Below are 26,842 nucleotides of genomic sequence, written 5' to 3' on the forward strand. Positions count from 1 at the left end.
CGTCACATGAGCGGGCTACGCTGGGAGATCCCATGACCGTGAAGGCGGCGATGTACCCAGGCGAGCGCTTGAACGCCGGCACCCATCTCCTGGGGCTGCTGGCGGCCCTTCCCGCCGTCGCGTGGCTGGCGCATCAGGCGCTGGGCACGGGCAGCGGCCGGCGCTTCGCCGTCGCCTGCATCTTCGGCGCGGCCCTGATCGCACTGTTCGCGGCCTCCACGCTCTGCCACAGCACCCGGGGTCGGCGGCAACGCCTGTGGGTCCGTCTGGACCATTGCGCGATCTTCCTGCTGATCGCCGGGACGATGACGCCGTTCGCGGTCCTGACCGGCGACGGCTGGTGGCGGTGGGTGGCCCTGGCGAGCGTCTGGATCGTGTCGCTGTGGGGCATCCGGCGCACGGTGTGGGGCGATGTCGAACGGCCGATGCTCAAGGTCTACCTGGCGATGGGCTGGCTGGCCACGATGGTGTGCATCCCCGCCCTGCAGGAACTGCCGGTGGCCTGCGTCACGCTGTTCGTCGCCGGTGCCGGCGCGTACACCGCCGGCACCTACTTCTTCGCCAACCCGGGCTGCAGTCGTCACGCCCACGGCATCTGGCACCTGTTCGTCGTGGTGGGCAGCGGCTGTCACTTCGGCGCGGTCGCGCACTGCGTGCTCGTCTAGCGGCGTCAGTGGCGCGGCGCGGCGCGGATCAAGGCGGGACCCCTGTCCAGGCTGGCGTCACGGCGATGCCGGCACAACCATGAGGCGACACTGACCAAGGCGCTTACGGAATCAGCACCAGCGATCCGGACTTGCGACGCTCCGCGATGTCGACGTGCGCTTGGGCGGCGTCCGTGAGCACGTAGCGCGTGACGGGAACGGCGCCGAAGAGGCCTCGCCGGTAGGCGTCGAACACGGCGGCCGCGGCTTCGTCGACGCGCCCTTGCAGATGACTCGCCATCGGCCCGCCCACCATCGACACGTTGCGTCGCGCCAGTTCGGCCTTGTCGACCTCGGGAGCGCCCGATGCGGCGCCGATCGACACGATGACACCGCCGTCGCGCACCACCGCCTGCGTGGTCGCGAACGTGGCCTTGCCGACGAACTCGTAGACCACGTCGACGCCCTGCGGCGCCAAGCGCCGGATCTGCTGCGCGAGGTCGGCCGCGTCCGACGGCAGGACATGGTCGATCACGGAAGCCAGCGCCGCGCGCTTCTCCGCCGAGCCAGCCGTGCCGATCACGATGGCGCCTCGGGCCTTGGCCCAGCGGGCGAGCAGGCTACCCACGCCGCTGGAAGCGCCCTGGACCAGGATCGTCTCGCCGGCACGAAGCTGGTGATAGCCGTTCAGACCGGCCCAGGCCGTCAGGCCCTTGGTCAACATGGCGGCGACCTGTTCCGCGGAGAGGTCGTCGGGCACCGGCACCAGCTGGTCCGCGTTGATCAGGCGTTCCTGCGCGTAGCTGCCGGGCGCCAGGTAGTAGGCCATGCGCTGGCCCACCGCGATGCCGGCGACCCCGGCGCCCAGCGCCTCGACGATGCCCACGCCCTCGACGCCGGGCACCGACGGCAGCGGCACGGGGAAGGCGCCCTGGCGGAACAGCGTGTCGATGAAATTCACGCCGATGGCTTCGTGGCGCAGCCGCACCTGGCCGGCACCGGGCGCGGGGATGACGTCCTCCTCGACCTGCAGGACCGCGGGACTGCCGTAGTGATGGAAGCGGATGGTGGTGTTGTGCGCCTTGGCCGCGATGACGGACGCGGCGGCGTCGCTGAAATTCTTCTGAGACATCGTCTACTCCTTCGAGTGGGAGCAACTCGGCGAGTTGCATGCCTCGAAGAGTAGGAACCGCCCCTCTATCGCGGTAGCCTATTTGTTTCGATGGCATCCATCTTTCAAACAGATTGATCGACGGTCGGCTGGCGCAATCTGTCGATGAACCATCGCCCCGCAGGCCCCGGCGGGGCGTCGTTCCGATAGGCCGCGTACATCACGATGCCGGGCGTCGCCGGTTGATGCGCCTCCAGCCGGAGTCGCACCAGTTGCCCCGCGTCAAGATCGGCTTGCACCATCGCCAGCGGCATGTGCCCCCAGCCGAATCCGGCCTTGAGGAAGGCGTGCTTGGCGCCCAGGTCGGCCAGGCGCCAGACCTGCGGCGACATCACGCCGTAGTTGCGTCCCGTGCTGAGCGTCGTCCGGTCCGTGAGGATCAATTGCACGTGCCGCTCCAGCTCGGCGGAGCGCAGCAATCCCCGCTGCTGCGCCAGCGGATGACCCGGCGCAACCACGGTGACCATCGGCACTTCGGCCAGCGGCTCGGCCTGCAGCCCGTCCGGCACCACGGGCAGGGAGCCGATGACGCCGATGCGGCAGGCGCCGTCCAGGACGGGTTGCACGACGGCCCCCAGCGCCTCGACGTACATGCGCAGCGGTGTCGAGGGAAAGGCCAGGCGGAAAGCGCCGACCGTCTCGGTCAAGGAGGCCATCGGGTACATCACGTCGATGGCGACGGACAGCTCCGGCTCCAGGCCCTCCGACAGCGTGCGGGCGCGCGCCTTGAACGCGTCCATCCCGTTCACGACCGTCTTGGCCTCACCGAGCAAGGCCTGACCCTGATCGGTCAGCACCGGATAACGGCCGCTGCGATCGAACAGGCTCACGCGCAATTGCGCTTCGAGATTCGCCATGGTCTGGCTGACCACGGATTGAGCACGCCGCAGCTTGCGCCCCGCCGCGGAAAAGCTGCCTTCCTCGACCGCCGCGATGAAGGTCCGCAGCTGGTCCATGGATACGCCGTCCAGCATCTATCGCTCCAGCAGATGGTATCCATCCAAACATATAGGCTACCCAGCTGGCTGTCCAGTTCCTAAGCTTCGATCCATCCCATCGAACGAAGGCCACCCCGATGTCAGTTGATCTCCAGAGTGCGCGTCGCGCCGACACGTCGTCGACGGAAGCGCCAATGCCTGAGGGCGGCCGCGAGTCCCTCTTCTCGCGAACGCTCGAGTTCCGCGCCGCCGGTCGACGCCACGGCCCCGTCACGCGCGTGTTCAGCCCAGGCGACATCGGCGAGCTCATCAAGCCGTTCGTGTTCCTGGACCACTTCGACTTCATCCCGACGGGCGGCCCCCTGTTCCCGATGCATCCGCACTCGGGCATCGCTACCACCACCGTCCTGCTCTCGGGCCGCATGCGCTACGAGGACACCACCGGCGCGCACGGCGAGCTGCAAGGCGGCAGCGTCGAATGGATGCGGGCCGGGCGCGGCATCTGGCACGACGGCGTGCCGGTCGATTCGACCCGGTTCCGGGGCTACCAGCTCTGGGTGGCGTTGCCGGAAGCGCTGGAAGGCGCGGAGGCCCGCAGCCAGTACCTCGGCCCGGAAGCCGTGCCGCGGCACGGCCCGGCGCGCGTGATCCTCGGGCGTCACGGCGGCGGCGCGAGCCAGGTCGATGCCCCGGCCGGACTGCAGCTGGTGCACGTCCAGCTGCGCGACGGCGAGCGCTGGCAACTGACCCCGCCGACAGGTCACCGCGTGGGCTGGTTCCATGTGTCGCAAGGCGCCCTGCGCTTCGACGGCCACCGCCTCGAGAACGAGCTGGCCATCCTGAACAGCAGCGACGCCCCCATCGATGTGATCGCCGAAGGCGACACCGAATTCATCGTCGGCACGGCTGTTCCGCATCGTCACGATCTCGTGCTGGGTCGCTACTCCGTCCACACCAGCCAGGCCGCGCTGAGGCGCGGTGAACAGGAAATTGCTCTGCTCGGCGAGCAACTCCGCGCCCGCGGCCGAGTGCGCTGACGGCGCCAGGACCGAGTCTTCCGTTTCCGCCCTCCACTTCATCGTCAAAGGAATCCATCATGACCTTCCAGAACTCCTCCGCTTCGACCTCCGCGCTGCCGTTTGCCGGCCGCGTGATGATGGCCGCCATCTTCCTCATCAGCGCCTTCGGCAAGCTCGCCGCCCCGGCCGGCACCATCGGCTACATCGCCTCCGTGGGGCTGCCTGCGCCGACGCTCGCCTACGGCGCGGCGCTGGTCGCCGAACTGGGCGGCGGCCTGCTGCTCGTGCTGGGCTATCGCACCCGTCTCGTGGCCGCGGCGCTGGCCGCGTTCTCGGTCGTCTCCGCCGTGTTCTTCCACAGCGCGCTGGGCGACCAGAACCAGATGTTCCATTTCCTGAAGAACATCGCGATGGCCGGCGGCCTGCTGCAGATCGTCGCGTTCGGTGCGGGCTCGTGGAGCCTGGATGGCCGCCGCCGGCAAGCGCGGACGGCGTTGAACGCGGCACGCTGAAACGATCGGCCGCCGCGCTGCTCAGCGCAGGTAACCCGAGACGCCATCCCACAGCAACTTGATGGCGGTGACCACCAGCAAGGCGTAGCAGGCCCTGTACATCTGGCGCTGATCCAGCCTGGCATGCAGGCGCCACCCCAGCCAGACGCCCGAGGGGATGGCCAGCAGGCAGATCGCCATCAGGCTCCAGACGGCGCCGGCCGGCTTGGCCAGCATCAGCCACGGGGCCGCCTTGAGCAGGTTGCCGACCGTGAAGAACAGGCTGGTCGTGCCCGCATAGACCTGCTTGCTCAAGCCGAGCGGCAGCAGATAGATCGCCAGGGGCGGTCCGCCCGAGTGCGCGACCATGGTGGTGATCCCCGAGGTCAGCCCCGCGGCGACGGCCTTGCGCGGCGACCGCGGCTGCACCACCACCTCGCCGCCTCGCACGAACCACAGGCCGACGAACACCAGCGTGATCACCGCCATCAGGATGGCGATCGCGCGATGGTCCAGCACGCGGAACAGCAGGTAACCCGCCCCGATGCCCACCACCAGACCCGGAACGAGCAGCTGCAGGTCCGGCCTGGACCAGGTCGACGGCTTCCAGTAGCGCAGGCTGAAGAGGTCCATCGCGATGAACAGCGGCGCGAGCAGGCCGCCCGCGGTCACCGGGTCCATCACGATCGACAGCAGCGGGATGCCGACGATGGCGAAGCCGCCGCCGAAGGCGCCCTTCATGAAGCAGATCAGGAAGACGCCGGCGAAGGCGACCAGGATGGTGGTGGCGGTCAGTTCCATGGGGTCGTCCTGGATCGCTCGTTCATTGCATTGAAGAAATTGTCATGGGTGCGTCGTGGGGCGGCGACATCAGGCGTACCGCGCCTCCATGGCCGCGATCGCCGCGGCCAAGGCGTTCCTCAAGGTGCCACGGCCCACGCTGCCAAGCAGGAGACCCAGCAGCCGGCCCTTGAGGTTGCGGCCTTCGCGGACGACGACCGCCTCCAGCCGTGTCCTGCCGCCCGCCAACGGATGGAAGGTGTAGCTGTGTCCCGACCGGCCGCCCCAGACATTCGAATCCATCGTTGTCAGCACGACGCGGGTCGGGACGGACCAGTCGTAGTGCAGCCGCTCCCAGAGGCTGGGCGAGCCCTCGGTGACGACCGCCTGCGTGCGCCCCTGACGATGCACCCGCAGGAAGTCGTCGGTGCTGAAGCGGAAGATCTTCGACCGACCCGGACCGAAGTCCGTGAGCCCGGCGATGAACTGCTCCGGCGTCAGCGTGGTGTCGAATTGGAATTTCAGTGTTGCCATCGTCGGCGCTCCTTGTCGCGAGAACGTCCTGATAACGTCCATGCATCGAAGACTACGGAGGCCGCCGCCGCCTGCCATCCGACTGGTTCGGCATCGACGCCTCGTTCCAAAGTCGCAGACGGTCCCGGCCTGCCGCCGGCCGACCGTTCGATGCAGCCGGCACTTCGACGAAGGTCGGATGGCGCGCGCCCGTTCCTTGCGAAGAATGGGCGTCGAGTTCCGACGAGCATGACGATGAACACCAGCGACCACCTCCTCCTCGTCCACGGCGATCGCGCGCAGCGCGAGCAGCTGAAGGCCTACTTCGAGCAACACGGGATGCACGTGACGGCGGTCGCGACCGGACGTCATCTGCGCGCGGCGCTCGAGCAGTCGGGCCCGTTCGACCTGATCGTGCTCGACCTCGAACTGCCCGGCGACGACGGGCTGAACCTCTGCCGCGAGCTGCGCGGCGGCAAGCACCGGACGATGCCCATCCTCATGCTCTCCGCGCGCGGCGACGAAGTGGACCGGATCCTCGGGCTGGAGATGGGCGCCGACGACTACCTGGTCAAGCCGGTCGCGCAACGCGAGCTGCTGGCGCGCGTCCGCGCCGTCCTGCGGCGCACCCGCATGCTGCCGCCCAACATGCGGTCGACCGACACGGTCCCGCGCCTGGCGTTCGGCACCTGGAAGCTCGACACCGTCGAGCGCCACCTGCTCGACGACCAGGAGTCGATGGTGGATCTGAGCGGCGCCGAGTACCGGCTGCTGCGCGTGTTCCTCGACCATCCACAGCGCGTGCTCAGCCGCGACCAGTTGCTCGGCCTCACGCAGGGTCGCCCGACGGAGCCCTTCGAGCGCTCGATCGACCTGCTGGTCAGCCGCCTGCGCCTGCGCCTGCGGGACGACGCGCGCGAACCCCGCTACATCAAGACGGTGCGCAGCGCGGGGTACGTGCTCTCGATGGCGGTGGCGCCCTGCGCCTGAACGCGCAATGACAAGGCGCCGCACGAGGGCGACGCCTTGTCGGGCGCTCAGACAGCGCTCAGCGCAGGCTGGCGAAGCCCGTGCGCAGCTCGCGGACGAAGACCTCGGTCTGCTCCCACGCCGCGAAGTGCCCGCCCTTGTCCAGGCGGTTGAAGTGGATGAGCCGCTTGTAGGCGCGCTCCGTCCAGCTGCGCGGCGCGGCGTAGATCTCGTCGGGGAACACGCTGACCGCGACGGGGATCGCGACCTGCTTGATCGCGAAGAACTCCAGCTTGTTCTCCCAGTAGAGCCGGGCCGAGGACACCGCCGTCTTCGTGAGCCAGTACAGCATCACGTTGTCGAGGATGTCGTCGCGCGTGAGTCCCTCGGCCTGGCCGTCGAACACACGGGCGATCAGCGCCTGGCTGCGGGCATCGTGGTCGAGCATCCAGGCTGCCAGGCCGATCGGCGAGTCCTCCAGCGCATAGAGCGTCTGAGGCCGGTTGGACATCTCGAGCGCGTAACCCAGGCCGTGCTTGAAGAAGTCGTCGAGCTGGTCGAAGGCCTGCTGCTCGTCGGTCGACAGTCCCGCCGGCGCGGGCTCGCCGAGCTTCAGCGCGCGGGCCACGTCGGGCGGCAGCGTCGCCGGCATGTTGACGTGGATGCCGATCAGCCCGGGCGGCGTGAGCAAGGCCATCTGCTCCGTGACCGCGTCGCCCCAGTCGCCGCCCTGGGCCACGTAGCGGGTGTAGCCGAGGCGGCGCATCAGCTCGACCCAGGCGCGGGCGATGCGCACGGGATCCCAGCCGGTCGTCCGCGGTTTGCCTGAGAAGCCGTGGCCCGGCAGGGACGGGATCACCACGTCGAACGCGTCTTCCGCGCGGCCGCCATGCGCCGTCGGATCGGTCAGCGGCTCGATGAGCTTGAGCTGCTCGACGACCGAGCCCGGCCAGCCGTGCGTCACGATCACCGGCAGCGCGTTCGCATGTTTCGAGCGCACATGGATGAAGTGGATCTCCACGCCGTCGATGGTCGTGACGAACTGGGGATGACGGTTGAGGCGCGCTTCGAGACGCCGCCAGTCGTAGCCGTGCGTCCAGTAGCGGGCCAACTGCTGCATGGTCCTCAGCCGGACACCTTGAGACGCGTCGGTGACGGTCTCCGGCGTGGGCCAGCGCATCGATGCGATGCGCCGGCGCAGGTCGGCCAGATCCGCGCGCGCAAAGCTGGCGCGGAACGGGCGGATCGCCGTGCTGTCGCCGATGGCGGCGTCCTTCAGCGCAGCCGCGTGGGCGCTGGCGGGCAGCCAGGGCAAGGCCATGTTGGAAGCGCCGACGACGGCGGCCGCCGCAAGCAGGCGACGTCGGCTCGGGTATGTGTTCATGCTCGGTGGGTCCTCGGGAGTTCGGAGCCGCTAGGCTCGCGGATCCCGAGGGAGACCACATCCGACCTGACGCCGTCCGCCGCTGCGACTGAAGTCGTAGGCGGAACTGAACCCTCAGCCGCGCCGCAGGTGCTCGTGGCGCTCGAACAGGTCCACGGTCCAGTCGATGAAGACCCGCACCTTGGCGCTGAGGTAGCGGTTCGGCGCGTAGAGCACGTGGACAGGGCTCTCGTCGGGATGCCACTCGTCGAGCAGCGACACCAGCCGTCCGTCCAGGACCGCCGCATCGATCGTGTAGCACGGCGCCTGGATCAGTCCCAATCCGGCGAGCCCCGCCGCCAGGTAGGCGTTCGTGTCGTTGACGACGAGCGTGTGCTCGAGCGTGAAGCGGTGCTGGACCTCGCCCCGCGTGAAGCGGAACGGCTGCACGCGCCCGCCCGATCCGCCCGCCAGCCCGACGGTGGGATAGAAGGGGACCTCTTCCGGAGACGTCGGCGTGCCGTGCTCGTCGAGGAAGGCCGGCGTCGCGCAAGTGGCGAAGCGGAAGCCGCCGATGCGCCTCGCGACGAGGAACTGCTCGCTGACCTCCCCCGCGCGGATCACGCAGTCGACACCTTCCGCGACCAGGTCCGTGTGGCGGTTGCCCACCCCCAGCTCGATCTTCACGTCCGGATAGGCGCGCCGGAAATCGCCGAGCGCCGGCACGAGCACCATCGTCGCGATCGCCGCGGGCACGTCGACACGCACGGTGCCGACCGGTTTCGCGCTCGACTGGCGGGTCGAGGACTCGATGTCGGCCAGATCCGACAACAGCCGCACGACACGTTCGTAGTAGGTCGCGCCCTCGGCCGTCACGGTGACGGCGCGGGTCGTCCGGTGCAGCAGGAGCACCTTCAGGTCCTGCTCCAGGCTCTGGATCTGGCGCGTCACGCTCGCGTTGGGCAGGGAGAGCGACTCCGCGGCCTTGGTGAAGTTGCCGGCCTCGACGACACGGACGAAGGCGTTCATTGCAGCGATCCGATCCATGGGGACCTCCGGACTCTCATGTGCGCGAACTCGATTAGATCGCGGCGGCGATCTTTGTCGAAATCACAAAAGCACTTTGGCGGTCAGCGTCTTGCTGCGCGGGGGGCTCCACTTCTAGAGTCGGCGCCATGACACCCCGTCGGCCGATGCCGGCGGCGCCAAGCATTCCGACCACTTCGCCAGGCAAGTCCATGATGTTCCCGTCCCAACCGCCCCATGTCACGACGCCCCGTTCCACGACGCCCCGGATCCGCGTCCTGGTCATGCATCCGGATCCCCTGCTCTGCGTGGGCATCACCGCCGCGCTCGGGGAGCACGGCGGCATCGACGTGTTCAAGGACGGCGTCGACGAGCGGCGGCAGGATCCGCCCATCGACGTCGTGGTCTCGGACCTGCAGGACGCCCTGCGGCTCGCGGCGCCGGGACAGCGCGCCCTGCAGCGCCTGGACGGCGCACGGGTCGTCGCCCTGACCAGCCACGGGCGCGAGGCCGACATCCGCGGTGCGATCGAGGCGGGCGTGCATGGCTACCTGCTGCTCGGCGGCCCGCTCAGCGAGCTGGTCGAAGGCGTGACCGCGGCGGCGCGCGGTCAGCGTTATCTGGGACTGACCGTGGCGCAGCGCATGGCCGACAGCCTGACGCGCACGGCGCTGACCTCGCGCGAAACGGAGGTGCTGCGTCTCGTGGCCGCCGGCGAGTCGAACAAGACGATCGCGCGCTCCCTGGACATCGAGCTCGGCACGGTCAAGTCGCACGTGGGCGCCATCATGAGCAAGCTCGGCGCCAACTCGCGCACCCATGCGGCGGCCATCGCGCTGGCACGCGGCCTGGCGAACGATTTCGCGCCCATCGCGTAGCGCGGCGGGCATCGGCGGATCGCGCGCTTGTACCGCCATGTATCGCGCGTCGGCGCGCATACAGGCTCTTGCTGAAAGCACGGGGCGGGGACAAACCCCAGATACCTGCGACGGATGAAATCCATCCCACGCCAACCCCAACCCTTCACTGGAGTCCGACATGACCACCGCCACGTCCCGCACCTTGTTCGCCGCCACCCTCATCGCCGCGACGCTCGCCGCCATCGCGCAACCCGCCGCCGCGCAGACCGCCGCGCTCCCCCGCGTGCAAGTCCAGGCCGACCTGATCCGCGCCCACGCGGCCGGCGACAACGGCGACTGGAAAGAGGACGCGCCGTTCTCGCGGACCAGCGACGTGGGCACGCCGCGCACGCGCGCCGAGGTGCTGGCCGAACTGGCCGCCGCGCAAGCGAGCGGCGAGCTCCAGCGCTCGCAGCGCGACAACTACGAACCCGCGCTGACCGGCACGCCCAAGACCCGGCAGCAGGTCCGGGCGGAGACGTCCGAAGCGCGTCGCCTGGGTCTGCTGGACACCCAGGGGAATGACGGCCTCGTGATCGCGACACCCGAGCAGCTCGCCCGTGTCGAGGCGGCCGGCCAACGCGCGCTCCTCGTGACCACGGCCAGCGCCAGCCTGTCGAAGTGACACTATTTGTCGCGTCTGATGTCAGACGTGACAAAACCTGACCCTGCCCCTCGATCCGCACATCGCGCAAATACCTCTTTGGGATTAGGGTCAGGCGTCGCGCGCTCGCGTTTTGCAACGCTGACCGCACTCTGTGACCAACCGCAACCGGCACGCTCTCTGCTTGAACGGGGTGAAAGTCCACCCGGGTCAGGCGTTCGTGCGCGCTCCCCGGGTGTCTCGTTCTACGGACCTGCAGGAGCGCCATGCGCCACAACATTTCAGAGGCTGACCCGACGTCGGCATGCCCTTCCCCGCGAAACCCCTGGGGAATCGTCTTCAGCGCCGTCGTCGCCCTGAGCGCCGTCGGCACGCTGGCAGGTTGTGGTGGTGGCGGCGGCTCGGACGCAGGCGGCAGCCCGCCGGTGTCCGGCGCGCCGGCACCCGCGCCGGCGCCCGGTCCGGCCCCCGCGCCTCCGGCGTCCGCGCCCGTCGGCGACGAACCCGAACTGCCTCCGCCCGCGCCCGCGCCGCCAAGCCTGCCCACCGGCGGCGACAGCGGCAGCCCCACGACGCCCGCGCTGCCCCCGTCGCTGCAATCGCCCACCGGCCTGGACATCAGCAAGCCCGGCAAGGCCATCACCGGCATCACGGCGACGTCCAGCGCGCTGGAGAACAACGGCGACACCGCCCAGAAGACACTCGACGGCGACCTGAACACGCGCTGGGCCAGCGCCTTCGACGACAAGGCCTGGATCCAGTTCGACTTCGGCACCAAGACGCCGGTCGGCTACATGAAGCTGGTGTGGCAGAACGCGTATGGCAAGGAGTACGCGATCCAGGTCTCCGATGACGGCCAGACCTGGTACCAGCTGCGCTACGTGGCCGGCGGCAAGGGCGGGACGGAAGAGTTCTTCAACCTGAACGCCAACGCGCGCTACGTGCGCCTGCAGGGCGTGGCCCGCGGCACGCAGTACGGCTACTCGCTGCTCGAGGTCAGCTTCAGCTCGCCCGGCAGCGACAACACGCTGCCGATGCTCACCGCCTCGGCCGTGCCCACGCCGCCCGCGAACAGCACCGTGGTCACGCCGGCGACGCCGCCCACGCTGGAGCAGGTGCAGTTCACGCTGCCCGACGGCACGCTGGTGACGCGCTTCGGCTTCGTGGGCCGCTCGCGCCATGGACGCGAGCGCGGCGAGGACTGGAACGAGATCGGCTTCGGCCCCAACGACACCGTGGATGCCAACGGCAAGCCGCAGGACAAGGGCCCGGGCGCGTACCTGAACTTCATCGCCAACTACTTCAAGAACCGCACCTGGGGCGTCGAGTTCATCGACAACAGCCGCGTGGCCGGCGTCACCAAGCCGAGCATCATCGTCAACCAGTACTACCAGCAGGCGCAGCGCGGCGGCGGTCATTCCTTCTTCCGCCGCATCGATGATCCGAACGTCACCGGCTACGGCTGGATGTCGCCGGGCCGGCTGCTGGACAACACCACCTACACGGACGGATTCGTCGACAAGACCTCCTGCCCGGTGGTGCCCAAGCCGCCCGAAGGCGCACTGGCCCGGCCCACCACGGGCTACGGCGGCATCGTCGGCGCGAACGACGGCTGCTCCGTGGTGCTGGACAACGTGCCCGGCCACTCCGACCTGGCGCCCAATGCCAACGGCGTGATGGTGCCCAACGGCGTCAACATCCCGTCGCGCAACCTCAAGGTGGGCGACGCGATCGAGTTCACCGGCTCGTTCTTCTCCAGCCGCGCGGCGATGGACGCGATCCAGGACAACGGCAACTTCCGCTACTACACCAACGAGGTGACCTATGTGGTGGGCAGCGGCCTGCGTCCGCAGTACGGCATCCAGCCGCGGCTGAACAACGCGCCGCTGCCGGTCGAGACGCTGTCGGGCGGCACGGGGTCGATCTCCTACGACTACGCGGACAACTCGACCTTCATGTTCCAGCAGCCGAATACGCAGATCGGCATGAAGAACATGCAGACCTTCGTCGAAGGCCGGCGCTGGTTCCACACCAACATGTGGACCGGCGATCACAACGAGCAGGGCAACGATCGCAACACCGACGCGGTGAAGCTGCAGGGTCCGCGCTTCAACCAGACCAACTGCTTCGGCTGCCACATCAACAACGGCCGCAGCCTGGCGCCGCAGGTGCTCAACCAGCGCCTGGACACCATGGCCGTGCGCGTGGCCGCGCTGGACGGCAACGGCAAGCAGCTGCCCCACCCGGTCTACGGCGAGGCCGTGCAGATGAACGCCCGCTCGCTCAGCACCGGTGCGGCGCAGGACTGGGGCAACGGCGTGCGCGTCGCCGGCTTCGACACGAAGAACGTCACGCTGGCCGACGGCACCGTCGTGACCTTGAGCAAGCCCAAGGTCAGCTTCGACGGCCCGACGCCGACGGTGTACTCGCTGCGCAGCGCGCAGCCCGTGATCGGCATGGGTCTGCTGGAGGCGATCACCGACGCGGACATCCTGTCGCGGGTGCGCAGCACGCCGGACGAGGACGGTGTGAAGGGCCAGGCCAACCTGGTCTACGACCCGGAGACCGGCGCCGTGCGCGTGGGTCGCTACGGCTGGAAGGCGGCCAAGGTGAGCCTGCGTCACCAGACGGCCAATGCGCTGCTGCTGGACATGTCGGTCACATCCCCGGTCTACCCGAACCGCGACTGCCTGGCCGGCCCGGCCCAGTGCAACAACAAGAAGGTGGAAAAGGGCGTGTCCGAGGCCGAGCTGCAGCTGCTCTCGCGCTACGTGGCCCAGCTGGGCGTGCCGGCGCAGCGCAGCGTGGTCAGCGGCTTCCCGAAGGGCGTGACGCCGCTGTCCTATCTGGACGTGGATCCGGTGAAGGTCGCGGCGGGATCGAAGGTGTTCTCCACCATCCGTTGCACGGCCTGCCACATCGCGGAGATGAAGACGGGCGCGGGCACCGAGCTGGCCGAGATGCGCAACCAGACCATCAAGCCCTACACCGACCTGCTGCTGCATGACATGGGCAGCGAGCTGGCCGACAACTTCGCCGAATCGCAGGCGAGCGGCAGCCAGTGGCGCACGTCGGCCCTGTGGGGCATCGGGTACACCGAGCGCGTGGCGGGCACCGGCGTGAAGGTCGGTTATCTGCACGACGGCCGCGCCCGCACGCTGACCGAGGCGGTGCTGTGGCACGGCGGCGAAGGCGACGCCAGCCGTCAGCGCTTCGTCAAGCTGAGCACGGCGGACCGGGAGGCGCTGCTGGCGTTCCTCAACTCGCTCTAAGGATCAGACGGGGAGGCGACTCCTCCGCCCAGGCGACGGCCTGGTGCGCAACTCGCAGCGGAGAGACGCTCATGGCGTCTTCGAGCTCGGGGGCGCACCAGGCCGATTTTTTAGTGCTCTTGAGCGCTTCAGCCGCCGCCGGCAGGCCGCGTCACATCCGAACACGCGGCGACGAGCTCCCCGCCCCAATCGCCCGGATGCACATCGCGCTCGGACTGCGAGAACGTCCACACGTAGCCCGCCAGGTCCGACACGGTGTACTGGCGCTCTCCGTACGGGAACGAGTGCGGCTGGGACAGGACCTTGGCGCCCTCGGCCGCGGCTCGCGCGGCGTGCCGGTCCGCGCTCGCGACGCGGACCATGATGGAGAAGACGGGCTCCGCTGGCGCATCGCCTTGCGCCACCACCATCGCGCCGGCGCCGATATCGAGCTGTACGCGATGGCCACCGATGCGCAGGCGCTCGGTGAAGCCGAAGACACGGACCAACCACGCCGCCGCGGCCGCCACATCGGGGTAGTGCAGCACCGGAATGACCGTGGCCGAGGACATCGAGAGGTTCTCGGTGCCGGACAGGAAGGCGGCGTCTTGGGGCATGCGGTGATTGAAGCATGCGAGCGTTTCGCCCCGCAACCATCGTCGCTCACGCGCCCCAGGCGCGCCTCCGTCTGGCCTCGGCTCGGCCCCATTCAACGCCCCATTCCGCAGTTCACGACACGCCGGGCCATTCAAAAGGGCTCTCCTCATACAACGCCTCCTCGGACAGACGGAGGAATCAACATGCAGGCAGATATCGACGTGGCGGCGGGCGCGGACCACGTGCCGACCATCACGCGCAGGAAGACGAGTTATCTGAAGGCCAACGTGGCCACGGTGGCCGCCATCGCGATTGCCGCGACGGCGGCGTGGATCACCGCCATGAGCTTCGTCGAAGCCTATGGCATCGGCGCGAGCCACTTCGGTCAATCCACCGACATGGCCAAGCGGGCAGGTCCGGGCGTCGAGCTGTTCGTCCTTGACGGCGTGGCCCTCGTGGTCGTTGCCGTCCTCGCGCGACTGGCAGCTCGGGGCTTCCGCGCCGGTCGGTAAGGACGCTCCCCGCGCGCGCTTTCTCGCGCTGAACTGTCGATCGCGGTGAGGGTCATTCGTCGTTCCCCTACACGCCTCGTGCAAGGATCGACGCCATGACCATCACCATCACCGCTTTCGAACGCTCACCCGACGGGGGCAAAGGGCTGGCACGCGACACGCGCGTCCGCTGGGCGCTGGAGGAGGCGGGGCTGGACTACGACGTCCGCCTCGTCTCCTTCCAGGCCATGAAGGAGCCGGCGCACCTGGCGCTCAACCCCTTCGGCCAGATTCCCACCTACGAGGAAGGCGGGCTGGCGCTCTTCGAGACGGGGGCGATCGTCCTGCACATCGGTCACCAGCATCCCGGCCTCTTGCCTGACGACGCCGATGCGCGAGCGCGCGCCGTCGCCTGGGTCTTCGCCGCGGTGAACACCCTGGAGCCGCCGATCCTCGAGCTGACGATGGCCCGGTTGTTCGAGCGCGACCAGCCTTGGTACGCCGCCCGACTCCCCACGCTGGAAGCGCGTGTGCGCACGCGATTGCAACAGCTGTCGGCGCGGCTGGGCGATGCCGACTGGCTCGACGGCGCCTTCAACGCCGCGGACCTGATGATGGTGCACGTGCTGCTGCGATTGCGATCGACCGGTCTCCTCGACGAGGTCCCGCGACTGGCCGCCTATGTCGCGCGCGGCGAGTCGCGGCCGGCTTACCAACGGGCGTTCGCCGACCAGTTGGCGGTGAACACGCGAGCACCGCAGCCGCGCTGATCGCCGTCCCATCCGACGCATTCGACGTCTCATCGCTTTCGCCGCGCAACGCCTGGCCCCCTCACGGACCATCGCCGCTTCTTCCATTCAAGGAGCGAGCGATGTCCCTCACCACCGCCACGGGCACGCGCCGCACCCGCGCGCTGATCACGATCCTGGTCGCGGTGCTCGAGCTCGCGCATCTCGCGTGGCAGTGGACGCACGGCGGCATCGTCAGCCATCACCTGCTCGCGAATCCCGACCTGCCGTCCGTGTCCAACGGCTGGGGCATCGTGGCCCTGCCGGCATTGGCGTGGTTCCTCTCCGGCCGCTTCCTGCGCCGAGCGACCTCCGGCCCGGCGACACGCGCCATCCTGATCGCCGCGCTGGGCGCCGCCTGCGCGGGCATCGGACTCTCGCTGGCCTTCAGCCTCGGAACGTCCGATCACGCGGCGGTCGTGCTGCTCGCAATCCTGCTCAGCGGCGTCGCGTTCCCCACCTATCGCGCGGAGTACCTGCTCGGCTTCGTCCTCGGCATGGCGTGGACCTTCGGCCCGATCCTGCCGATCCTCGTTGGATCGGTGCTGGCGCTGAGCTCGTTCCTCGTCCGCCGGGTCGCGTGGCCGGCGTTGGGCTGGGCGGTGGCGCGGCTGCGGACTTGACTCCTTTACCGCCAGGATGTCATCGACCCCTCGTCGGCGCCGTGTCCTGCTTGGAGGGTCATGGCATCCTTCAGTCTGCATCCCAGCAGAACCTCCGCCCCCCATGCCCCTCCGCGACCAGACCGTCCCCGTCACCCCCTTCCGCCAGAACTGCTCGATCGTCTGGTGCGACGCCACGCAGGAAGCCGCGATCGTCGATCCGGGCGGCGAGATCCCGCGCCTGCTTGCCGAGGTCGAGCGCCTGGGCCTGACGCTGAAGGCGATCTGGCTGACCCACGCCCACATCGACCACGCCGGCGGCACCGGCGAGCTCGCGCGTCTGCGCGGCCTGCCCATCATCGGACCGCATCAGGGCGACCAGTTCTGGATCGACGGACTGCCTCAGCAGTCCGCGATGTTCGGCTTCCCGCCGGCCAAGATGTTCACGCCCACGCGCTGGCTCGAGGACGGCGACACCGTCCAGATCGGCCACGAGACCCTGACCGTGCGCCACTGCCCCGGGCACACGCCCGGCCACGTCGTCTTCCACTCCGCGAGCGCGAAGCGCTGCTTCGTCGGCGACGTGCTCTTCGCCGGCAGCATCGGCCGCACCGACTTCCCCGGCGGCGACCACGACACGCTGATCCGCTCCATCAACGAGCGCCTCTGGCCGATGGGCGACGACACCGTCTTCGTGCCCGGCCACGGGCCGGAAAGCAGCTTCGGCGAGGAACGCCGCACCAACCCCTTCGTCGGCGGGCGCTGGGGCTGAGGCCTCACCGTCTCCCGACAGCGTTTGCAGCGGCCCCGGAACGCCCTCAGAGCGGCGACAACCCCGTATCGAGGAACCGCGACTCCGGGAAGCCCCGCAGCGCCAACGCGGCGAGCTCCACGAGCTCCTCGAAGCTGCGCTCCTTCTGCAGCACCGCCACGCCGCCCATGCGGTCGGCCGAGTCGGTGAGCTCGTCCCCGATGTAGCCCGTCGTGATGATCACCGGCACCGCCGGCAGGGTCGCGCGCACCGCCACCGCCAGTTCCAGGCCGTTCATGCCCGGCATGTTGAAGTCGGTGATCAGCAGCTGCACCGGCACGCGGCCCTGCTCGATGTCCGCCAGGCAGTCGGCCGGCTCGGCGTAGGTGCGGACGTCGTAGCCCGCCTTCTTCAGCAGCGCCTCGACCATCATCAGGACGATCGGATCGTCGTCGACATAGAGCACATGCTCGCCCGTGCCAGGGTCGGCGACCCGCGCCAGCGCCGCCGTGTCCAGCGGCGCCGCCTCGCTGCCCACCACCGGCAGATAGACCGAGAACACGGTCCCCTTCCCCGGCCGCGACTGCACGTCGATCGCGCCGCCGTGCGCATGCACGATGCCGTGCACGATGTGCAGCCCCAGCCCCGTGCCCTGACCCCGCGGCTTGGTCGTGAAGAAGGGCTCGAACAGCCGCTTCGCCACGTCCTCCTCCATGCCGTGGCCGTCGTCGCGCACGCTGAGCTCCGCGTAGTGCGTCGGCGCCACGCGGCCGATCGCGAACGCGTGCGGCACGTCGAACTGCACCGCGCGCAGCCCGACATGCAGCCGCCCATGGCCGCCCGGCATCGCCTGCCAGGCGTTCGTGCAGAGGTTCAGCACCACCTGCTGGACCTCCGCCGGATCGACCGTCGCCACGCAGTCGTCCCCGTGCAGGTCCACCGTCAGCCGCACCGACGCCGGCAGCGTCGAGCGCAGCAGACCGATGCTGTCCTCGACCAGCGGACGCAGGCGGTGCTTGGACAACTCATGTCCGCCGCCCCGCGCGTAGGCCAGGATGCGCTGCACGATGTCGCGTGCCCGGTCGCCGGCCCGCTTGATCTGCTGCATGTGCGCGCGCAGCGGCGACGCCGCCGGCAGCTCGTCGAGCATCATCCCCGCGTGTCCGAGGATCGCCGCCAGGATGTTGTTGAAGTCGTGCGCCACGCCGCCCGCGAGCGTGCCCAGCGATTCCATCCGCTGGATGCGCATCAGCTTTTCCTCGAAGTCCACGCGCGTCAGCTCATCGGCCTTGCGCATCGTGACGTCGATGAACAGCACCACCAGGCCGTGTTCGCACGGGAAGGCCCGGCACTCGAACCACTTGCTGAGGCGGGCGTTGAATTCCTCGTAGATGTGCGCGGCGCGCGTCTGCATCGCGGACCGGGCCTCGACGTCGAATCGGTCGCCCATCGCGCCGGCCAGACAGGTCCAGTAATTCCTGCCGATCAGCGCCTCGCGCTGCCGGCCGCTCGCGCGTTCGAAGGCGACATTGACGAACTCGATGGTCCAGTCGTGTTCCAGCAGGATGACGGCGTCGGTGACGTAGTCGAGCGCGGCCCCGACGTGCGCGGCGCCTTCCTCGGGTGCGGTGGATGCACCCGACCCGTGCGACGACGGCTCCTGACCCGGCATGTGGACCCCTTCTGGACGAGGTGCCAGTGTGGACCCCGTGGGCCGCGTGGGCAATCGCTGTGCCAGCACCTAACCGTAGGGAAGCCCGATGGCATCGGCCTTTCGAGCCATCAGGCCCCGAAAGGCCGGGCGTGTCTCCCCGTGCTTGCCCGAGGTCCCCCGCCGATCTCCGTCAGGACCTGGCCGCCGGCGCGGGCGGCTGGTAGCGCTGCTCGGGCTTGGCGGCGCGGGCGTAGAGGCCTTGCACCCGAGGCAGGGTGCGCTCCATGTCGCGGATCCGCGTCGGCCCCGACGGGTGCGTGGACAGGAACTGCGGCGGCGCGCCCTTGCTCGCCTGTCCCATCTTTTCCCACAGCGTGATGCCCGCGTGCGGGTTGTAACCGGCGCGCGCCGCGAGCTCCATGCCGACCAGGTCGGCTTCGCTCTCGTCCTCGCGGCTGAAGGTCAGCGACAGCAGCTGCCCGCCGATGTTGGCCACGCCGCGGCCGAAGTCGCCCAGGCCGAAGATCGCCGCGCCCAGCTGGATCGCGCCGCTGGTGGCCATGTTCTTGCCCATGCGCTCGCGGGCGTGTTCCCGCAGCGCGTGGGCCATCTCGTGGCCCATGATCATCGCGACCTCGTCGTCGCTCAGTTGCAGCTGCTGCAGGATGCCGTAGTAGAACGCGATCTTCCCGCCCGGCATGCAGAACGCGTTGAGCTCCTTGCTGCCGATCAGGTTCACCTCCCAGCGCCACTGCTGCGCGCGCGGGTTCCACGCCGCCGCGAACGGGATGATCCGCTGCGCGATGGCCCGCAGGCGGATCAGCTGCGCGTTGTTGGGCGGCGCCAGCGCCTTCTGCGATTGCGCCTGCCGCATCATCTGCACGTATTGCTGCTGGGCGGCGGCCTCGACCTGTTCGGCCGAGATCAGTTTCGTGAAGCGGCTCTGCTTGCCGACATCGACCCCGTCCTGGGCCCAGGCGGGCGACAGCGCCATGGCGCCGCCGGCCGCGATCAGGCCGGTGAACAGGCGCCGCGCGGGCTGGCGCGGCGCGCCGTCGGCGCCGCAGCGGCGGCAATCGCAACGACCGAAGCCGTAGGCGGGGGCCGACGGCAGGTGAACCTCGGCATCGGGAGAGAAGTCAGCATCAACCATGGCGAGATTCTAGGCAGGCGACAATCCCGGTCATCATGTCCCAGTCGCCCCTGATCACGCCGTCTCCGACCTGCGCCACCTCGCCGCTCGACCCGCAGGAGTTCCGCGCGGCGCTCGGGATGTTCGCCACCGGCGTCACCATCGTGACCGCGCGCGCCGAGGACGGCACCCTGGTCGGCCTGACGGCCAACTCGTTCAACTCCGTCTCGCTGTCCCCGCCGCTGGTGCTGTGGAGCCTGGCGCGCCGGGCCGGATCGATGCCGGTGTTCAGCCGCGGCTCGCACTACGCGATCAACATCCTGGCGGCGGATCAGAAGGAACTCGCGCAGCGCTTCGCCACGCGCGACATCGACCGCTTCGCGGGCGTGAGATTCCGGGAAGGCTGCGGCGGCGCGCCGGTGCTGGAGGGCTGCGCCGCCGTCTTCGAATGCGCCAACCGCAGCCAGTACGAGGAAGGCGACCACGTCATCTTCGTCGGCGAGGTGGAGGCCTGCACCCGCGCCGAACAGGCGCAGCCGCTGATCTTCCACGGCGGGCGGTACTACACCGAGCTGCCGATCTGAGCGGCGGCACGTCGATCAAGCCCCTTTGTCCAAAGCCCCTCTGCGCTCCCGTTGTCTCGAGCAGTTGATGGGCCTCTTCAGGCTGGGATAAAGAGGCCCTCGCCAGCCTGATCGACGAGGCGGACAGGCCGATTCCGCCGCATCACGGCGGCAAACTGTTGACGCAGAGCGAGCGTGCTGATGGCATTCGGTTCTGCGACATGCGCGCCATCCTTGTAGCGGTCCAGTCCTCGCCTGGACAGCAGATAGTTCACCCTCGCACGCCAAGAAGAACTACGGATGTGTGCGAAGAGATCAGGCGAGAGCGCATTGACCGCATGGTCATAACGCTGGAGCAGGCGTGTCAACCGGGCAAGGCTCGAAGCCTCATCCGTAGAGGCCGCCGCAAGAAGGGTCGCGGGCGATGTCGACGTGTCCATGACAGCTGCGAACTTCCACAACGGCTCGTGATGCGCGATGCGATTTCGAAGGTCTTTGATTTCGAAGAACTCCGTCAATGCATTCCGTCGGGCAACGGCATTTGCCCAATTGGGAACTGCTGCATGCTGGCTCAACGGATGTGCCGGAAGGATTCGAGGCATCAATGAGGTTCGATGCTTGGCCACCCCGGTCAAGACATTCGGCCAAAACCCGAAGGACAGCCGCGAAACGATTTCGTCGGCATTTGGAACTGCAGGAAGCGCCTTCTGACGGAGCTCCGCAACCTTGTCCAACGTCCCGGACCGTAGTTGACCGGAAAGCGCGTCCCACCAGTGGGCGCTCGCGGCTGCGTTGCCAGTCACGTTGAGGCTCAGCTCTCGGTGGATGTTGTTCCTGAGGGCCACCTCGAAGTACGAAAGTAGCTTCGCCACCTCCGCGGAGACTTCGCCGTTCCACATGTACAGGCCAACCGCTGCATCCGCGCTGACCTTCCAGTAGTTGCGATAGCTGTCCAATCGAGGCTTGGAGACGATCTGTTCGAATACGCTGGCTGGTGGAAGCATCCCGTCCCTGTCCTAGGACATTACTGGAGTACACTTGTCCCCGACGCGCTGGTAAGCCAACCCGAGAGGGAGCCCCAGTGTAAAGAGTGTGAAGGCCTCCGAAAGGAGGCCTTCCGCTTTCCGGGACGGAAATGTCTTGGTCGCAGGTTGTCGCGCAACAGAAGGCGCGGCACACCGCGCCACCTGCAAGGCGAAAGCTCAGTCTCCGGCGTGCCTGCCCACCGGCCAGAACGGCGCCATGCGCCGAACCGCGCGCCACCGCCACGCGGCCAGCACGACGGTCAGTGGTGCCGTGATCGCCACGACATGCCAGGGCATGATCTCGAAGAACCGGTTCGCGCCGATGCTCAGTCCGGCCACCAGCATCCCTCCGAGCATGAGCAGCACGGCCTGCGTCGCTCCCGGTTGACGCTTGCGCGACCAGTCCTGCCACAACAGCAGCCCCGCGGGCAGCGCGATGGCGGCGAAATGCAGACCCATCAGCGGCTGGTCGCGCGGCCAGTCGCCGGGCACGAGCGCCACCATCAGCATCAACACCGCCGCCCCGAAGCCCAGCACCAGCAGGAACTGGGTCAGCATGCGGCGCGCGAACACGCGGTTCATCGCCTCGCCGCGCGGCATGCCGGGCACGAGGGTCAGCAAGGCCTGCTCCATCCGGGTCCGTCGCAGCATCGCGGAGAGGCTGAGCGTCGGCCCGAACAACGCACACATCACGCCGAACGAGGCGCCCGGCAGCGCGTTGTGCAGCACCGTCGCCGCGCGCGGTGCGGGCAGCCAGTACAGCACCGCGAGTTCCGCAAGCAGCAGCGCCAGGAAGATGACGGCGGCCACGCCCACGGTCGCCGACCAGTGCAGGTTCCGCATGGCGGCGACCTCTGCACGCGCCGCCACGCTGTCGGCCGTCGGCGTGGCGGTGCGGATCAGGTGGCGGGTCCAGGTCGGCAGGCCCCAGGTGAATGGCTTGCCGAGGAGGCGCAGGACCGGGTGGGCAGGCGGCCGCGCGGCGCGCGTCGCGCAGGTCGCCTTCATCGACATCAGGTCGCTGAACATCTTGGCCGATTGCCAGGAGCGCAAGTGCCCGGGGCCGCCGTCCTGGAACAGGTGCCAGAGGATCACGCTCAGCGCGATCATCGCCAGCGCGGCCTGCGTCACGGGCTGCTGCTCGTGCCAGCCGCGCAGCACCGCCGCGGTCTCGCGCCAGACGACGGTGTCCTTGAGCAGCGCGCTCGGGATCCACGGAAAGACCCAGATCACGAACCAGGCGATCGGCCAGCGCAGCGCGACCGAGACGCTGACGAGCACAGCCCCCGCCAGCATCGTGAACAGCAGGAAGTGGCCGAACACGGCATGCAGCAGCAACCCGGTCGCCGTGGCGATCAACAGGAACAGCGCGACCCCGACCTCGCGCAACAGACGCAGGTGGCCGGGGACGAGACGCGCGGTGATCGGGTGGTTCTGCATGCTCAAGGCACCTGCGCACAGCCACCACACGAACTGCAGTCCGATCGCGACCATGATGCAGAACGCGACGCCCGCTGCGGACGCGGACTTCATCGAAGTCAGGCCCGTGATCCCGGCCACCGGCAGCAGCAGCCACCACAGCCGGCGCAAGGGCCGCGTCGTCGCGCGCAGCACCGCGACGTGTCCGCCGACGCCGGGCAGCGGGAGCGCCGCGTTCATCGCCGCGTTCATTGCGTCAGCTCCAGGAAGAGGTCCTCAAGGCTGAGCGCCTCGCAGCGCAGCGCGGCATCGCCTTGCGGGAGCTTCCCCTCGGGGAAACGCACCAGCCAGCGCGGCTGCTCGCCGAGGTCGCGCCGGCTCAGCACCTGACCCCCATGCGCGTCGACCGCCGCCTGCAGCCGGCCCAGCGGCCCGGCCAGCAAGCGCACCTCATCCGCCAGCGCGTCCTGCGGCGCCTGCAGCGCGATGCGACCGCGGCTGAGGAACGCGACGTTGAAGGCCACGCGCTCCAGGTCCGACAGGATGTGCGTCGAGAACAGTACCGTCGTGCCGCGGTCCAGCACCTGATCGACGAGCTCACGCAGGAAGTCGCGCCGCCCGGCGGCGTCGAGGCTGGCGACCGGTTCATCGAGCACCAGCAGGTCGGGCTCGTGCGCCAGCGCGCGGATGATCGACAGCCGCTGCTGCTGCCCCTGCGACAGCTGACCGACACGGCGATCTCGCGGGATCTCCCAACGCGACATCAGGCCGTCGACCTTCGCGTCGTTCCAGCGCGTGTAGAAGCTGCGGAAGTAGCGCAGCAGGTCGCCGGCCAAGAAGTCCTCGAACAGCGCCGCCTGCTGCGGCACGTAGCCCAGCCGTGCGCGCAGCGCGTCGTCCGGGGTCAGCGCCGGCTGGCCGAAGAGACGCACCTCGCCGGCCTGCGGCTCGCGCAGGCCCAGCAGCGTCTCCAGCAGCGTGGTCTTGCCGGCGCCGTTGCGGCCCAGCAGCCCGACCACCTGCCCCGGCGCCAGCGTCCAATCGAGGCCCGCCAGCACGCCCGGCTGGCCCTTGAAGTCGACCCGCAGGCCGCTCGCGCTCACCGGCGGTGCGGCGAGGGCGTCATCGGCCAGCGCCCGGCTCTGCGCCGGGCTGATCGTCATCGAGTGATCGAGCGTCTCGTGCAGTGTCTGCTTCAGCGTGTGAGTCATCGCGTCTCTCCCTGGTCCTCGAGCAGCGCCTTGAACAGCGCCAGCACCTGATCCGCCGGCAGCTCCAGCTGGCGCGCCTCCGCGGCGGCCTTCTCCAGCGTGGGGCGCAGCAGCTCCACGCGGCCGCGCGTCTTCATCGCCTTCTGATGCTGCGCCGCCACCACCATCGGCAAGCCGCGGCGACGCTCCACCAGCCCCTCGGCCTCCATCAGCCCGAAGGCCTTGGAGACCGTCATCGGATTCACCGCCAGCGCCTGCGCCAGCTCGCGCACGGACGGGATCTCCTGCCCCGCCACCAGCTGCCCGCTGGCCACGCGGCGGCGCAGCTGTTCCACCAGTTGGCGGTAGATCGGCTCGGGGGAGCCCGGGTTGATGCTGAAGAGGAGGTCGGCGTCCATCGGCAAGTGGCGATTGGCGGCGCCGACGGCATCGTCAGCGTGTATCAGTACAGTAATACACAACAGGACGATGCGTCAATCCCGCAGGCGGCGGAGGACTTCACTCGGTGACCGGACTTCTTCCGGGAGACGTCAAGTGGATGGCCGTGCGTTCATCGCGCCTTGACGATCCCGCGATAGAGCAGCGCGGTAGCGGCCAGGCCGACGGCCGCGGCGCCGCTCATCCAGAGACCGGGCGCGGCCTTGTTGCCGGTGGTCTGGATCAGCCAGGTGGAGACCAGCGGCGTGAAGCCGCCGAAGATGGCGGTGGCCAGGCTGTAGGCCAGCGAGAACCCCGTCGTCCGCACTTCCACCGGCATGATCTCCGTGAGCGCGACGATGGTGGCGGCGTTGTAGCTGGCGTAGAGGAAGGACAGCCAGAGCTCGACCGCGAGCATGCGCTCGAAGCTGGGCGCCTGGACCAGCCAGGACATCGCCGGGTAGGCGGTCAGCAGCGTGAGCAGGCTGAAGACGACGAGCAGCGGCCAGCGGCCGATGCGATCGGACACCGCGCCCATCACCGGCAGCCACACGAAGTTGGACAGGCCGACGCAGAAGGTCACCAGCAAGGCGCTGGTGGCGGACAGGTGCAGGACGGACTTGCCGAAGGTCGGCGTGTACACGGTGATCAGGTAGAAGGACACCGTCGTCATGACGACCAGCATCATCCCCGCCCCCACCAGGGCCCAGTTGCGCAGCATGGAGGCGACGATCTCCCCGATCGACGGGTGGTGTTTGCGGGCGAGGAAGGCTTCCGTCTCCGCGAGCGATCGTCGGATCTGGAACACGAAGGGCAGGATCAGCGAGCCGATCAGGAAGGGGATGCGCCAGGCCCACTCGCTGATCTGCGCGGTGGAGAACCACTGGCTGATGCCGTAACCCAGCGCGGCGGCGACCATGATGGCGGCCTGCTGGCTGGCGGACTGCCAGCTGACGTAGAAGCCCTTGCGGCCCGGCGTGGCCATCTCCGCGAGATAGACCGACACGCCGCCCAGTTCCACCCCGGCGGAGAAACCCTGCAGCAGGCGGCCGGTCAGCACGAGGACCGGCGCCAGCACGCCGATGGTCGCGTAGGCCGGCGTGAAGGCGATCAACACCGTGCCGCAGGCCATGATGGCCAGCGTCAGGATCAGGCCTTTGCGGCGGCCGATCTTGTCGATGTAGGCGCCGAGGATGATCGCGCCCAGCGGCCGCATCAGGAAGCCCGCGCCGAAGGTCACGAAGGTGAGCATCAGCGAGAGGTATTCGCTGTCGCTGGGGAAGAAGGTCTGCGCGATGTAGGTCGCGTAGAAGCCGTACAGGAAGAAGTCGAACATCTCCAGGAAGTTGCCGCTGGTCACGCGGAGCACCGCGCCGAGGGCAGCGCGACGGGGCATCCTGGGCGGCATCGCGGTCGTCGCCGACGCGGTCAGAGAGGTCATGGCAGTCTCCGGAATCGGTTTTTCTCTTGTGGGGCATCATGCTTTTCCTTCAAAGTTGCGGGAAGTGCAAAGAACGGAACGATTGATGCGCCATGAGAATCAATTTCGACCTGGGTGAGCTCGCGGCCTTCGTCGCGGTGGCGGAGCGGATGAACTTCCGGGCAGCGTCGGAGGCGCTGTTCATCTCGCCGTCGGCGCTGAGTCGGCGCATCGACCGCATCGAGGAGGCGCTGGGCGTGCGGCTCTTCGACCGCACGACGCGGCGGGTGAGCCTGACCGAGGACGGGGAGCAGTTCCTGACCCATGCGGGCGAGGCGCTGGCCGCGCTGCAGAACGCGATCTCCGACGTGGGCGACCGGGCGGAGCGCCGGGCGGGGCTGGTGACCGTGGCCTGCATCCCGTCGGTGGCGAATCACCTGCTGCCGGAGGTGCTGGCGCAATTCGCGAAGCTGCAGCCAGACACGCGGATCAAGATGCTGGACCTCAGCGCGCCGCAGGTGCTCAAGGCCGTCGTGGAGAAGCAGGCCGACTTCGGCGTCAACTTCCTCGGCGCGCAAGAGCCGTCGATCGACTTCGCCGCCATCGTGAAGGAGCGCTACGTGCTGGCGGTGCCAGCGCGGCACAGGCTGGCGACGCTGCGGTCGGTCGGGTGGGAGGAGTTCGTCGGCGAGCGCTTCATCTCGCTGGCGGCGGACAGCGGCAACCGGATGCTGCTGGACAACGCGGTGGCGCAGGCCAAGGCTCGGCCGACGACGCATGTCGAGGTGAATCACGTGGAAGGGGCGCTGGCGCTCGTGCGGGCGGGGCTGGGCGTCAGCGCGATTCCCCGGCTCGCGCTGACCGGCACCTCGTCGAAGGACCTGGTGGGCGTGCCGCTGACGCGGCCGCTGGTGAGCCGGACGCTGGGCCTGATCACGCGCAAGGGGCATCGGCTCTCCACCCAGGCCGAGGTGTTGGCGAAGCTGCTCGTGCAGGCGCTGAAGAAGGCGGGCGTGGCGCAGGACGCGACGCCGAAGGACAGCCGAAAGGGCGCTTCAGCGGCTTGACGCGGTGGGCGTGATGCATGCCGCGCAATGAATGTGC

The 26,842-nt window shown here is 68.9% G+C and carries 27 protein-coding genes; 13 read left to right on the forward strand and 14 right to left on the reverse strand.

Going from position 1 to position 26,842, the window contains the following annotated elements:
- The first annotated feature begins 32 nt into the window (after positions 1-32).
- Positions 33-665: a PAQR family membrane homeostasis protein TrhA gene (gene trhA / locus AC1VNM_RS20555; protein WP_483108125.1), complete on the forward strand. Its 633-nt coding sequence runs from the start codon at positions 33-35 to the stop codon at positions 663-665.
- A 103-nt stretch (positions 666-768) separates the two neighbouring features.
- Here the strand turns inward: trhA and AC1VNM_RS20560 are convergent, their stop codons facing one another.
- Complete coding sequence (locus tag AC1VNM_RS20560) at positions 769-1,776, reverse strand: quinone oxidoreductase family protein (RefSeq protein WP_483108126.1); 1,008 nt, start codon at positions 1,774-1,776, stop codon at positions 769-771.
- 104 nt (positions 1,777-1,880) lie between these two features.
- On the reverse strand, positions 1,881-2,789 hold the full coding sequence (locus AC1VNM_RS20565) for a LysR family transcriptional regulator (protein WP_483108127.1): 909 nt from the start codon (positions 2,787-2,789) through the stop codon (positions 1,881-1,883).
- Between the two features lie 101 nt (positions 2,790-2,890).
- Here AC1VNM_RS20565 and AC1VNM_RS20570 point away from each other — a divergent pair, with 101 nt between their 5' ends.
- Complete coding sequence (locus AC1VNM_RS20570) at positions 2,891-3,790, forward strand: pirin family protein (protein WP_483108128.1); 900 nt, start codon at positions 2,891-2,893, stop codon at positions 3,788-3,790.
- A gap of 59 nt (positions 3,791-3,849) precedes the next feature.
- A complete protein-coding gene (locus AC1VNM_RS20575; RefSeq protein ID WP_483108129.1) occupies positions 3,850-4,284 on the forward strand; it encodes a DoxX family protein in 435 nt (144 codons plus the stop codon).
- 21 nt (positions 4,285-4,305) lie between these two features.
- Here the strand turns inward: AC1VNM_RS20575 and AC1VNM_RS20580 are convergent, their stop codons facing one another.
- Positions 4,306-5,064: a sulfite exporter TauE/SafE family protein gene (locus AC1VNM_RS20580; protein WP_431100622.1), complete on the reverse strand. Its 759-nt coding sequence runs from the start codon at positions 5,062-5,064 to the stop codon at positions 4,306-4,308.
- A 69-nt stretch (positions 5,065-5,133) separates the two neighbouring features.
- Positions 5,134-5,577, reverse strand: a complete 444-nt coding sequence (locus AC1VNM_RS20585) for a hypothetical protein (RefSeq protein WP_377159302.1) — start codon at positions 5,575-5,577, stop codon at positions 5,134-5,136.
- A 234-nt stretch (positions 5,578-5,811) separates the two neighbouring features.
- Here AC1VNM_RS20585 and AC1VNM_RS20590 point away from each other — a divergent pair, with 234 nt between their 5' ends.
- Positions 5,812-6,546 carry a response regulator gene (locus AC1VNM_RS20590; RefSeq protein WP_377159300.1) on the forward strand — a complete coding sequence of 245 codons (735 nt, stop codon included), beginning with the start codon at positions 5,812-5,814 and terminating at the stop codon, positions 6,544-6,546.
- Between the two features lie 58 nt (positions 6,547-6,604).
- Here the strand turns inward: AC1VNM_RS20590 and AC1VNM_RS20595 are convergent, their stop codons facing one another.
- Positions 6,605-7,909, reverse strand: a complete 1,305-nt coding sequence (locus tag AC1VNM_RS20595) for an epoxide hydrolase family protein (protein ID WP_483108130.1) — start codon at positions 7,907-7,909, stop codon at positions 6,605-6,607.
- 114 nt (positions 7,910-8,023) lie between these two features.
- Entirely contained in the window at positions 8,024-8,917 is an 894-nt protein-coding gene (locus tag AC1VNM_RS20600) for a LysR family transcriptional regulator (protein ID WP_377159298.1), read from the reverse strand.
- Positions 8,918-9,198: 281 nt separating this feature from the next.
- On the opposite strand from AC1VNM_RS20600, the gene AC1VNM_RS20605 reads away from it, so the two are divergent.
- The 3 genes from AC1VNM_RS20605 (at position 9,199) to AC1VNM_RS20615 (ending at position 13,689) form a co-directional block, all read left to right on the forward strand.
- Positions 9,199-9,792: a LuxR C-terminal-related transcriptional regulator gene (locus tag AC1VNM_RS20605; RefSeq protein WP_431100626.1), complete on the forward strand. Its 594-nt coding sequence runs from the start codon at positions 9,199-9,201 to the stop codon at positions 9,790-9,792.
- A 160-nt stretch (positions 9,793-9,952) separates the two neighbouring features.
- On the forward strand, positions 9,953-10,438 hold the full coding sequence (locus AC1VNM_RS20610; protein ID WP_483108131.1) for a DUF4148 domain-containing protein: 486 nt from the start codon (positions 9,953-9,955) through the stop codon (positions 10,436-10,438).
- A 245-nt stretch (positions 10,439-10,683) separates the two neighbouring features.
- Positions 10,684-13,689: a di-heme oxidoredictase family protein gene (locus AC1VNM_RS20615; RefSeq protein WP_483108132.1), complete on the forward strand. Its 3,006-nt coding sequence runs from the start codon at positions 10,684-10,686 to the stop codon at positions 13,687-13,689.
- A 128-nt stretch (positions 13,690-13,817) separates the two neighbouring features.
- Here AC1VNM_RS20615 and AC1VNM_RS20620 read toward each other — a convergent pair whose 3' ends face one another.
- Entirely contained in the window at positions 13,818-14,285 is a 468-nt protein-coding gene (locus AC1VNM_RS20620) for a VOC family protein (protein WP_483108133.1), read from the reverse strand.
- A 183-nt stretch (positions 14,286-14,468) separates the two neighbouring features.
- Between AC1VNM_RS20620 and AC1VNM_RS20625 the strand changes: the two genes are divergently transcribed.
- The 4 genes from AC1VNM_RS20625 (at position 14,469) to AC1VNM_RS20640 (ending at position 16,918) form a co-directional block, all read left to right on the forward strand.
- Complete coding sequence (locus tag AC1VNM_RS20625) at positions 14,469-14,777, forward strand: hypothetical protein (RefSeq protein WP_483108134.1); 309 nt, start codon at positions 14,469-14,471, stop codon at positions 14,775-14,777.
- Between the two features lie 95 nt (positions 14,778-14,872).
- On the forward strand, positions 14,873-15,526 hold the full coding sequence (locus AC1VNM_RS20630; RefSeq protein ID WP_483108135.1) for a glutathione S-transferase family protein: 654 nt from the start codon (positions 14,873-14,875) through the stop codon (positions 15,524-15,526).
- A 101-nt stretch (positions 15,527-15,627) separates the two neighbouring features.
- On the forward strand, positions 15,628-16,167 hold the full coding sequence (locus AC1VNM_RS20635) for a hypothetical protein (protein WP_483108136.1): 540 nt from the start codon (positions 15,628-15,630) through the stop codon (positions 16,165-16,167).
- Positions 16,168-16,270: 103 nt separating this feature from the next.
- Complete coding sequence (locus AC1VNM_RS20640) at positions 16,271-16,918, forward strand: MBL fold metallo-hydrolase (protein WP_483108137.1); 648 nt, start codon at positions 16,271-16,273, stop codon at positions 16,916-16,918.
- Positions 16,919-16,964: 46 nt separating this feature from the next.
- On the opposite strand, the gene AC1VNM_RS20645 is transcribed toward AC1VNM_RS20640, so the two are convergent.
- The gene (locus tag AC1VNM_RS20645; protein WP_483108138.1) at positions 16,965-18,569 is read right to left on the reverse strand and encodes a hybrid sensor histidine kinase/response regulator; all 1,605 of its coding nucleotides are present in this window, start codon (positions 18,567-18,569) and stop codon (positions 16,965-16,967) included.
- A gap of 172 nt (positions 18,570-18,741) precedes the next feature.
- Positions 18,742-19,704, reverse strand: a complete 963-nt coding sequence (locus tag AC1VNM_RS20650) for a M48 family metallopeptidase (RefSeq protein ID WP_483108139.1) — start codon at positions 19,702-19,704, stop codon at positions 18,742-18,744.
- Positions 19,705-19,739: 35 nt separating this feature from the next.
- On the opposite strand from AC1VNM_RS20650, the gene AC1VNM_RS20655 reads away from it, so the two are divergent.
- Positions 19,740-20,267 carry a flavin reductase family protein gene (locus AC1VNM_RS20655; RefSeq protein WP_331614856.1) on the forward strand — a complete coding sequence of 176 codons (528 nt, stop codon included), beginning with the start codon at positions 19,740-19,742 and terminating at the stop codon, positions 20,265-20,267.
- Between the two features lie 77 nt (positions 20,268-20,344).
- Here the strand turns inward: AC1VNM_RS20655 and AC1VNM_RS20660 are convergent, their stop codons facing one another.
- The 5 genes from AC1VNM_RS20660 to tcuC all read right to left on the reverse strand — a co-directional run bounded on the left by AC1VNM_RS20660 (position 20,345) and on the right by tcuC (position 25,726).
- A complete protein-coding gene (locus AC1VNM_RS20660; RefSeq protein ID WP_483108140.1) occupies positions 20,345-21,250 on the reverse strand; it encodes a hypothetical protein in 906 nt (301 codons plus the stop codon).
- A 198-nt stretch (positions 21,251-21,448) separates the two neighbouring features.
- A complete protein-coding gene (locus AC1VNM_RS20665; RefSeq protein WP_483108141.1) occupies positions 21,449-22,942 on the reverse strand; it encodes a hypothetical protein in 1,494 nt (497 codons plus the stop codon).
- Positions 22,939-23,901 carry an ABC transporter ATP-binding protein gene (locus AC1VNM_RS20670; RefSeq protein ID WP_483108142.1) on the reverse strand — a complete coding sequence of 321 codons (963 nt, stop codon included), beginning with the start codon at positions 23,899-23,901 and terminating at the stop codon, positions 22,939-22,941. The genes AC1VNM_RS20665 and AC1VNM_RS20670 overlap by 4 nt, the downstream gene beginning before the upstream one ends.
- On the reverse strand, positions 23,898-24,299 hold the full coding sequence (locus AC1VNM_RS20675) for a GntR family transcriptional regulator (protein ID WP_377159271.1): 402 nt from the start codon (positions 24,297-24,299) through the stop codon (positions 23,898-23,900). The genes AC1VNM_RS20670 and AC1VNM_RS20675 overlap by 4 nt, the downstream gene beginning before the upstream one ends.
- 152 nt (positions 24,300-24,451) lie before the next feature.
- On the reverse strand, positions 24,452-25,726 hold the full coding sequence (gene tcuC, locus AC1VNM_RS20680) for a tricarballylate/proton symporter TcuC (protein WP_483109312.1): 1,275 nt from the start codon (positions 25,724-25,726) through the stop codon (positions 24,452-24,454).
- Between the two features lie 125 nt (positions 25,727-25,851).
- On the opposite strand from tcuC, the gene AC1VNM_RS20685 reads away from it, so the two are divergent.
- Entirely contained in the window at positions 25,852-26,805 is a 954-nt protein-coding gene (locus AC1VNM_RS20685) for a LysR substrate-binding domain-containing protein (protein WP_483108143.1), read from the forward strand.
- Positions 26,806-26,842 lie beyond the last annotated feature (37 nt).

The sequence above is a fragment of the Mitsuaria sp. MSU3D genome, from assembly GCF_056867975.1.